This window comes from Actinomadura sp. BRA 177 (assembly GCF_013372625.1).
Lineage (GTDB): Bacteria > Actinomycetota > Actinomycetes > Streptosporangiales > Streptosporangiaceae > Spirillospora.
The window spans coordinates 18,660-27,369 of record NZ_JABXFD010000606.1 but is presented as its reverse complement, the minus strand read 5'-3'; the positions used below and the strand labels follow the sequence as shown (position 1 = coordinate 27,369).

Sequence of the window (8,710 nt, the reverse complement as noted above, 5' to 3'; positions counted from 1 at the left end):
GGCGCGGGTCCACGAAGACCACCGGGGCACCGGCGCGTTCGGCCTTGTAGGCGATGAAGGCGCCGAGCTGGGCGAAACTCCAGGTGTGCAGTGTGACCCGCTGGGGCTTGCGTAGCCGGACCCGCGCCCGGATACCGCCCAGGTCTTCCAGGGCGATGCCGTGCGTGGTGCGTTGAGCCTCGGTCACGATGCTCTTGGAGATGCGGTGGTTGGTATCGGCCGCGAACCGCGCCTCACGGCCCGACAGGTGACGCAGCAGCCGTTTGGCGGACTTGGTGCCCTTGGCCTGGAGTTTGCCCCGGAGGCGGCGGTTGCGGTGCCGGACCTGGTTGACGCGCTTGCCGGAGTGGACAGTGCCGTCGCAGGTGGTGGCGATGTTGACGATGCCCAGGTCCACCCCTGTGAACCCGTCCGGAACGTACTCGGGGGCGTGGGGGAGGTCGCAGGTGGCGTACAGGTAGAAGCAGCCGCCTCGCCACACCAGGTCCGACTCGCCCTGCCGGTGCGCGGCCAGCATCTTCGCCTGCTCGGCCGAACAGGCGAAGGCTACGTTCTTGTGTCTGCCGTGCACGGTCCAGATGCTCACGGTGCGGGCGTCCGTCTGCCAGGACAAGGAGCGGTCGTCGAATGGCTGGGCGGCGTCCTTGCGGAACCGGACCGGCGCGCCCTCCACGGCGGCACGGCGCCGCGACCCGACAGGCCCGTAGCTTCCCGCCTTCAGGTTCTCGGCCAGCGTGGCGTAAGCACCCGCGACCTTGCGGACGCAGTGGATCGCCGGCTGCGCCGACAGGCCCATCGCCTTCAGCTCGTCGTACACCAGCCGCTGAAGTGCGGTCTTGCCCTTGATGCCGGTGGCGTGCGCACGGCGGGAGGCGTGGCAGGCGGCCTGGTTGCACAGCTTCAGCGTCTCCCGCAACGCCGCCTCGGTGGCGGCGTCGGGGAGCAGCTTGATCTGCACCACGAGTTTCACCCTCGTACCTTAACATCATGTGGTCATGTCATCACGGTGGGTTTAAGGTCGGTGTTCGGGAGCGGCAGGCGTGCCGCGCTTCACCTTGTACGCTCATCGTGCCTTCGTGGCCAAGGATCGTGCGTTCATCGGCCTCGGCGCGTGCCCGCCCGACCGCGACCTGGCGACCGCGCCCATGAACCACTCCCCGCAGGCCGCCTACGACGACGCCGTCCTCCCCGACGCCGCCGCGCTCCTCGCCGAACTCGCCGTCCGCCGCCTGGCGACCGCATGACGGCCACCACCGGGAAGGAGGCGCCGCCGGCCGCGTCCGTCACCGCCGTCGTCGGGCTGCTCGTCCTGTTCGAGCTGGTCAGCGGGTTCCTGCAGGCCGGCATCGCGCCCGTCCTGCCCAGCATCGGGGACGAGTGGGGCGTCTCCGACTCCGCGCTGACCTGGGTGATCGCCGTCCAGCTGCTGTCGGCGGCGGTGTCGCTGCCCGCGTTCGGGCGGCTCGGCGATCTGTACGGTCACCGCCGCATGCTGCGCATCGCACTCGTGTCGGTGGCGGTCGGCTCGATCCTCGTCGTGGTGGCGCCGTCCTTCGCCGTCCTGCTCGTCGGCCGGTTCCTGCAGGGCCCGCTCGCCGCGCTGCTGCCGCTGGAGATCTCCCTCGTCCGCGACCGGCTCCCGGTGGACCTCGCCCGCTCCGCCATCGCCCGGCTCGTCGGCGCACTGACCCTCGGCGGGCTGCTCGGCGGGCTCGGCATGGGCGTGGCGGACAAGGCGTTCGGGGACGTCCGGCTCGCGCTGGGCGTGCCGGCCGTCCTCACACTGGTCTGCGTGGCCGTGTCGTTCGTCGCCATCCCCGAGTCGGTGCGCCGCGCGTCCGGGCGGGTGGACTGGCCGGGCGTCGTCCTCCTCGGCCTCGCCGTCGTCGCCGTCCTGGCGGGGGTGTCCTCGGCGGGCGACAACGGCTGGCTCTCCGGCGGGACGCTCCTTCCGGTCTTCGCGGGCCTGGTCCTGCTGGCGGTCTGGGCCGTGATAGAGCTGCGCACCGCCGAGCCGCTCGTCGACCTGCGCGCCATGGCCGGACGGCACGTCGCCCCGTACTACTTCGCCTCGTTCGCATTCGGCGTCGTCTACTTCGGCGGCCAGTCGCCGAACTCCACCTTCTTCGCGACCGACCCGGACGAGGCCGGCTACGGGTTCGGCCTGTCGTCGCTGTCCATCGCGCTGGCCATGCTGCCCGCGATGCTCCTCAGCGTCGCCGGGTCGGCGTCCACCGCCGTCATCGCCCGCAGGGTCGGGTACCGCAACGCCCTGATCGGCTCGTTCCTACTGGTGGCGCTCGGCTTCACGGCCTTCGCCGCCGCGCACGACGAGCTGTGGATGGTGATCGTCGAGCTGACCGTGCTGGGCGCCGGCCTGGGGGTGGCGCTGGGGGCGATGCCGACCGTGATCGCCGAGGCGTCCGATCCGTCCCGCACCGGCATCTCGACCGCCGTGTACAACAACGTCAAGACGGTCGGCGGCGCGGTGGCGGGCGGGATGTTCGGGACGCTGCTCGCCGCGCCGGCGGGCGCCGGCGACCCGGCGGAGGGCGGCTACCTGGCCGTCTGGCTGGTCAGTGCCGCCTTCGCGCTGCTCGCCGCCGTGCTCGCGCTCGCCGCGCGGCGGCGCGAGACGGCCTGACGTCCGGTGCCGGACGCCCCGCCCCGGCGGGGTGTCCGGCTGTTGACATTCGGGCGAGTTAGCGCAAACATTCGGGGCGTAGCGAGGAAAATCGGGGAGGCGATGTGGCCGCCGAATCACCGGAGGCGCCCGACGGCCGGCGGCTGGCGGTGATGGAGGACGTGGCCGCGATGGCCGGCGTCTCGGCGATGACCGTGTCGCGCGTGCTGAACACCCCGGAGAAGGTGCGGCCGCAGACGCGGGCGCGGGTGATGGCGGCGGTGCAGGCCCTCGACTACCGGCCCAATTCGGCGGCGCGGGTGCTCGCGACCGGGCGGTCGGGGGTGCTGGGCGTGGTCAGCTTCGACACCACGCTGTACGGGCCCGCTTCCACGGTGTTCAGTATCGAGCAGGCCGCCCGCGAGCACGGATACAACGTCAGCATCATCAGCCTCAGCTCGCTGAACCGGCGCTCGATCGGCGAGGGCGTGGAGCGGCTGCGCGCCCAGTCCGCGGACGGGATCATGGTCGTGGCCCCGCACGAGTCGGCCGCCGACGGGCTGAAGGAGCTGCCGTCCGACACGCCGCTGGTCGCGGTCGGCGCCGGTGGTGACGTGCCGTTTCCGGCGGTGGCGGTCGACCACCGCGCCGGTGCGGAGCGGGCCGTCCGGCATCTGCTCAGCCTGGGGCACGAGACCGTCCTGCACCTGGCCGGGCCCGCCAGCCGTCCGCGCGGCCGCTCGCGTCCACCCAGTCGGCGGGCCGCGCTGGAGGCCGCCGGCCGGGCCGTCCCGGACCCGCCGGCGGGCGACTGGAGCGCCCGGTCCGGCTACGAGCACGGCCGGGCGATCGCCGCGGACCCCGAGGTCACCGCCGTGTTCGCGGCCAACGACGCGATGGCGCTCGGGCTGCTGCGCGCGCTGCGCGAGGCCCGCCGCGACGTGCCCGGCGAGGTGAGCGTCGTCGGCTTCGACGACGTGCCCGAGGCCGCCTACTTCCCGCCGCCGCTGACGACCGTCCGGCAGAACTTCGGCGAGGTGGGGCGGCGCGCGTTCCGGCTGCTCCTGGACCGGATCGAGGGAGCCTCCCGGCCGGTTCCCGAGCCGGCCGGCACCCGCCGCGTGGTGGAACCCGAGCTCGTCGTCCGGGAGAGCACCGGGGTGCGCCGCCGCACCTGACCCCCCAGCCCGAAGCCGGCGAGCTCGTTTGCCCGGCCGTTGATGTTAGCGCTAACAAAGGAGCGGACATGACAGCCCAGGACACCGCCGCGCTCCGCACGGAACTCGCCGTCCTGCACCAGATCCTCGTCGAGGGCGGGCTCGTCGTGTGGACGGCCGGGAACGTGTCCGCCCGGGTGAGCGGCGACACGTTCCTGATCAAGCCGAGCGGCGTTCCCTACGCGGACCTCACCCCCGACGCGATGGTGCTGTGCGACCTGGAGGGCAAGCCGGTCGGCGAGCAGTCGCTCAAACCGTCCAGCGACGTGTTCACCCATGCCTACGTGTACCGGCATCGCGCGGACGTCGGGGGAGTGGTGCACACGCACTCCACCTACGCGACCGCGTGGGCGGCGCGCGACGAGCCGATCCCGTGCGTGCTGACGGCGATGGCGGACGAGTTCGGCGGCGAGATCCCGGTCGGCCCGTTCGCGCTCATCGGCGGCGACGACATCGGCCGCGGCATCGTCGAGACGCTCGACGGGCACCGCAGCCCGGCCGTCCTCATGCGCAACCACGGCGTCTTCACGATCGGCGCCGACGCGCGCGCCGCGGTCAAGGCGGCCGTGATGTGCGAGGACGTCGCCCGCACCGTCCACCTGTCCCGCCAGCTCGGCGACCCGCTGCCGATGGACGCGGGCGACATCGACCGGTTGTACGACCGCTACCAGAACGTCTACGGGCAGAGGGGCTAGAGCATGAGCTTTCCGAACCGCGAGATCTGGTTCCTCACCGGCAGCCAGGGCCTGTACGGCGAGGACACCCTCCGCCAGGTCGCCGAGCAGTCCGGCGCGATCGCCGCGCGGCTCGGCGAGGCGCTGCCGGTCGCGCTGCGCTGGACGCCGGTGCTGACCGACGCGGACGCAATCCGCCGGACCTGCCTGGACGCGAGCGCCGACGACTCCTGCATCGGCGTCATCGCCTGGATGCACACCTTCTCCCCGGCGAAGATGTGGATCGCCGGCCTGGACGTGCTGACCAAGCCGCTCCTGCACCTGCACACGCAGGCCAACGTCGAGCTGCCCTGGCACTCGATCGACATGGACTTCATGAACCTGAACCAGGCCGCGCACGGCGACCGGGAGTTCGGCTACATCCAGTCGCGGATCGGCGTCGCCCGCAAGACCGTCGCCGGGCACGTCACCGACCCGTCGGTGGGGTCCCGCATCGCCGGGTGGGCGCGGGCGGCGGCCGGGCACCAGGAGCTGCGCACGCTGAAGCTGGCCCGGTTCGGCGACAACATGCGGGACGTCGCGGTCACCGAGGGCGACAAGGTCGAGGCGCAGCTCCGGTTCGGCGTCTCCGTCAACACCTACGGCGTGAACGACCTGGTGGACGTGGTGGACGCCGTCCCCGACGTCGACATCACCAAGCTGGTCAATGAGTACGAGGAGCTGTACGACGTCGTCCCGGAGCTGCGCGCGGGCGGCGACCGGCACGAGTCGCTCCGCTACGGTGCCCGGATCGAGCTGGGGCTGCGGGCGTTCCTCGACGACGGCGGCTTCAAGGCGTTCACGACGAACTTCGAGGACCTCGGCGGGCTGCGGCAGCTGCCCGGCCTCGCCGTGCAGCGGCTGATGGCGGACGGCTACGGGTTCGGCGGCGAGGGCGACTGGAAGACGGCGACGCTGCTGCGCACGCTGAAGGCCGCGTCCGCCGGGCTGCCCGGCGGCACCTCGTTCATGGAGGACTACACCTACCACCTGGAGCCCGGCAACGAGCTGATCCTCGGCGCGCACATGCTGGAGGTCTGCCCGTCCATCGCGGCCGGGCGCCCGTCGCTGGAGATCCACCCGCTGGGCATCGGCGGGCGCGAGGACCCGGTGCGGCTCGTGTTCGACGCCGCGCCCGGCCGCGCGGTCGTCGCCGGCCTCGCGGACATGGGGGACCGGTTCCGGATCGTCGCGAACGAGATCGAGGTCGTCGCGCCGCTGGAGCCGCTGCCGATGCTGCCGGTCGCGCGGGCGGTGTGGCGCCCGCTGCCCGACCTGCGCACGTCCACCGAGGCGTGGCTGACGGCGGGGGCGCCGCACCACACCGTCCTGTCCGCCGCGCTCGGCACCGAGGAGCTGGACGACCTCGCCGAGATGGCCGGGGTCGAGCTGCTCACCATCGACGCCGGCACCACGCTGCGGCAGTTCACCAAGGAGATCCGCTGGAACCAGGCGTACCACCGCCTGGCCCAGGGCCTATGAGAGGAGCCCTATGAGCGCGGACGAGCGGTACGCCGTCGGGATCGACTTCGGCACGCTGTCGGGGCGGGCGGTGGTCGTCCGCGTCCGGGACGGCGCCGAACTCGGCGACGGCGTGCACGAGTACGGCCACGGGGTGATCGACGCGGAGCTGCCGTCCGGGGTCCGCCTCGGCCCGGACTGGGCCCTCCAGTCGCCGCAGGACTGGGTGGACGTGCTGCGCTTCGCCGTCCCCAAGGCGCTGGCGGTCGCGGGCGTCCCGGCGTCGCAGGTCATCGGCATCGGGACGGACTTCACCGCCTGCACGATCCTGCCCACGACGGCGGACGGCACGCCGCTCTGCGAGCGCCACCCCGACCTTCCGCACGCCTGGCCGAAGCTGTGGAAGCACCACGCCGCGCAGCCGCAGGCCGACCGGATCAACGCGCTGGCCGCCGGGCGCGGCGAGCCGTGGCTGCGCCGCTACGGCGGCAAGATCTCCTCGGAGTGGGAGTTCGCGAAGGCCCTGCAACTCCTCGAAGAAGACCCCGGGCTGTACGCGGAGGCCGACCGCTGGATCGAGGCCGCCGACTGGATCATCTGGCGGCTCACCGGCACCGAGTCCCGCAACATCTGCACGGCCGGCTACAAGGGCATCTACCAGGACGGCCGGTACCCGTCCCGCGAGTTCCTCGCCGAACTCCACCCCGACTTCGCCGACTTCCCCGCCAAGCTCGGCCATGACCTGGCGCCCCTCGGCGGCCTCGCCGGGACGCTGACCGCGCGGGCCGCCGAGTGGACGGGCCTCCCCGAGGGCATCGCGGTCGCGGTCGGCAACGTCGACGCACACGTCACCGCCGCGGCCGCCGATGCCGTCCGTCCCGGCCAGATGGTCGCGATCATGGGCACGTCCACCTGCCACGTCATGTCCGCGGACCTGCTCGCCGAGGTCCCCGGCATGTGCGGCGTCGTCGCCGACGGCATCGTGCCGGGCCTGTGGGGCTACGAGGCCGGCCAGTCGGGCGTCGGCGACATCTTCGCGTGGTTCGTCGACAACTGCGTGCCCGCCTACTACAACCAGGTCGCCGCGGCCGAGGGGCGGACCGTCCACGAGCACCTCACCGCGCTCGCCGAGGCCCAGCCGGTCGGACGGCACGGGCTCGTCGCGCTCGACTGGCACAACGGCAACCGCTCGGTCCTCGTCGACCACGACCTCTCCGGCCTCATCGTCGGCCAGACGCTCGCCACCAGGCCCGAGGACGTCTACCGGGCGCTCATCGAGGCGACCGCGTTCGGCGCCCGGATGATCGTGGAGACGTTCGAGGCGTCCGGCGTCCCCGTCGAGGAGTTCGTCGTCGCGGGCGGCCTGATGAAGAACGCGTTCCTGATGCAGGTGTACGCCGACGTCCTGCGCCGCCCGCTGTCGGTGATCGGCTCGTCCCAGGGCCCGGCGCTCGGCTCGGCGATCCACGCCGCCGTCGCCGCGGGCGCGCACGCCGACATCACCTCGGCCGCCGCCGCGATGGGCCGCCGCGTACCGAACGCCTACGTCCCCGACCAGGCCCGCGCCGACGCCTACGACACCCTCTACGAGATCTACCGCACCCTCCACGACCACTTCGCCGACGGCGAGATCATGCACCGCCTCCGCGCCCTCCGCTAAGCAGGGCCGGTGCTGCGGCGGATGATCAGCTGGCTGGGGATCAGCTTCGGGTCTTCCGGGCTGGCGCCGTTCCCGGTGAGCTGCGTGATGAGCAGCTCGACCAGGTGGCGGCCCAGGGCGGTGAAGTCCTGGCGGACGGTGGTGAGGGGCGGGGTGAGGAACGCCGCCTCCGGGATGTCGTCGAACCCGATGACGCTCACGTCGTCCGGCACCCGGCGGCCGCTCTCGTGGATCGCCCACAGCAGCCCGAGCGCGATCTGGTCGTTGGCCGCGAATACGGCCGTGACGTCGCCGTCGGCGGCGAGTAACCGGCCGCGCTCGTAGCCGGACCGGGCGCTCCAGTCGCCGGGCGCGCAGTCCGGGACGTCCACGCCCGCCTCGGTGAGCGCGTCCCGCCAGCCGCGCGTCCGCTCCGTGGCCTCCGACCAGTCGCACGGGCCGGGCAGGTGGTGGACGGTCCGGTGCCCGAGTTCCAGGAGGTACCGGGTCGCCTCGCGCGGCGCCAGGTAGTGGTCGGCGGACACGGTCGGGACGGCCGCCCCCGGCCCGAGCAGCACGGTCGGCAGGTCGCCGGGCAGGTGCCGCAGCGCCTCGTCCGGCGGGACGTGCCCGGGGATCATGATGATGCCGTCCACGCCCTGGTCGCGGAACCGGTCGACCGCCCCCGCGACCGCGCCGTGCCCGGGCGACTCCAGGCTCGCGACGCTGGTGAAGAAGTCGGCGGCGCGGGCGTTCCGCTCGATCGCCGCGATGATCGACGCGGGGCCGAACAGCGCGGTGTCGAAGCTGACCACGCCGAGCGTCCGGGACCGGCCGGTGGCGAGGGCCCGCGCCGCCGCGTTCGGCCGGAAGTCCAGCTGCGCGGCGGCGGCGAGCACCCGGTCGCGGGTCTTCGGGCTGACCATCGGATGGTTCTTGAACACCCGCGACACGGTCTGGTGGGAGACCCCTGCGAGCCGGGCGACGTCGCGGAGCCCGGGTCTGGCGGGTGGTGTGGAGGTCATGTCACCTCGGAACATACCGGGTCCGCCGTCCC

8 protein-coding genes are annotated in these 8,710 nt (G+C 72.9%); 6 read left to right on the top strand and 2 right to left on the bottom strand.

What is annotated here, in order from left to right; translation table 11 throughout:
• Positions 1-970, bottom strand: a 970-nt coding sequence (locus HUX53_RS34325) for an RNA-guided endonuclease TnpB family protein (protein ID WP_176407437.1), incomplete at its 3' end; no start/stop codon positions are given.
• A 106-nt stretch (positions 971-1,076) separates the two neighbouring features.
• On the opposite strand from HUX53_RS34325, the gene HUX53_RS34320 reads away from it, so the two are divergent.
• From HUX53_RS34320 to araB, 6 genes are all read left to right on the top strand, one after another.
• Positions 1,077-1,244: a hypothetical protein gene (locus tag HUX53_RS34320; RefSeq protein ID WP_217920245.1), complete on the top strand. Its 168-nt coding sequence runs from the start codon at positions 1,077-1,079 to the stop codon at positions 1,242-1,244.
• Positions 1,241-2,644 (top strand): MFS transporter, encoded by a 1,404-nt coding sequence (locus tag HUX53_RS34315; RefSeq protein ID WP_176407436.1) that lies wholly within the window; start codon positions 1,241-1,243, stop codon positions 2,642-2,644. Before HUX53_RS34320 ends, HUX53_RS34315 begins: the two co-directional genes overlap by 4 nt.
• A 104-nt stretch (positions 2,645-2,748) precedes the next feature.
• Positions 2,749-3,801 (top strand): LacI family DNA-binding transcriptional regulator, encoded by a 1,053-nt coding sequence (locus HUX53_RS34310; RefSeq protein WP_309237563.1) that lies wholly within the window; start codon positions 2,749-2,751, stop codon positions 3,799-3,801.
• A gap of 68 nt (positions 3,802-3,869) precedes the next feature.
• Positions 3,870-4,535 (top strand): L-ribulose-5-phosphate 4-epimerase, encoded by a 666-nt coding sequence (locus tag HUX53_RS34305; protein ID WP_176407435.1) that lies wholly within the window; start codon positions 3,870-3,872, stop codon positions 4,533-4,535.
• A gap of 3 nt (positions 4,536-4,538) precedes the next feature.
• A complete protein-coding gene (araA, locus tag HUX53_RS34300; RefSeq protein ID WP_176407434.1) occupies positions 4,539-6,035 on the top strand; it encodes an L-arabinose isomerase in 1,497 nt (498 codons plus the stop codon).
• Between the two features lie 10 nt (positions 6,036-6,045).
• A complete protein-coding gene (gene araB, locus HUX53_RS34295; RefSeq protein WP_176407433.1) occupies positions 6,046-7,674 on the top strand; it encodes a ribulokinase in 1,629 nt (542 codons plus the stop codon).
• Here araB and HUX53_RS34290 read toward each other — a convergent pair.
• Positions 7,671-8,678, bottom strand: a complete 1,008-nt coding sequence (locus HUX53_RS34290; RefSeq protein WP_176407432.1) for a LacI family DNA-binding transcriptional regulator — start codon at positions 8,676-8,678, stop codon at positions 7,671-7,673. The two genes, araB and HUX53_RS34290, sit on opposite strands and share 4 nt — an antisense overlap.
• Positions 8,679-8,710 lie beyond the last annotated feature (32 nt).

What these genes read in the sequence shown, in the direction of transcription:
- araA (WP_176407434.1), top strand. Translation starts at nt 4,539, where the DNA reads ATGAGCTTTCCGAACCGCGAGATCTGGTTCCTCACCGGCAGCCAGGGC.
- HUX53_RS34305 (WP_176407435.1), top strand. Translation starts at nt 3,870, where the DNA reads ATGACAGCCCAGGACACCGCCGCGCTCCGCACGGAACTCGCCGTCCTG.
- HUX53_RS34315 (WP_176407436.1), top strand. Translation starts at nt 1,241, where the DNA reads ATGACGGCCACCACCGGGAAGGAGGCGCCGCCGGCCGCGTCCGTCACC.
- araB (WP_176407433.1), top strand. Translation starts at nt 6,046, where the DNA reads ATGAGCGCGGACGAGCGGTACGCCGTCGGGATCGACTTCGGCACGCTG.
- HUX53_RS34290 (WP_176407432.1), bottom strand. Translation starts at nt 8,678, where the DNA reads ATGACCTCCACACCACCCGCCAGACCCGGGCTCCGCGACGTCGCCCGG.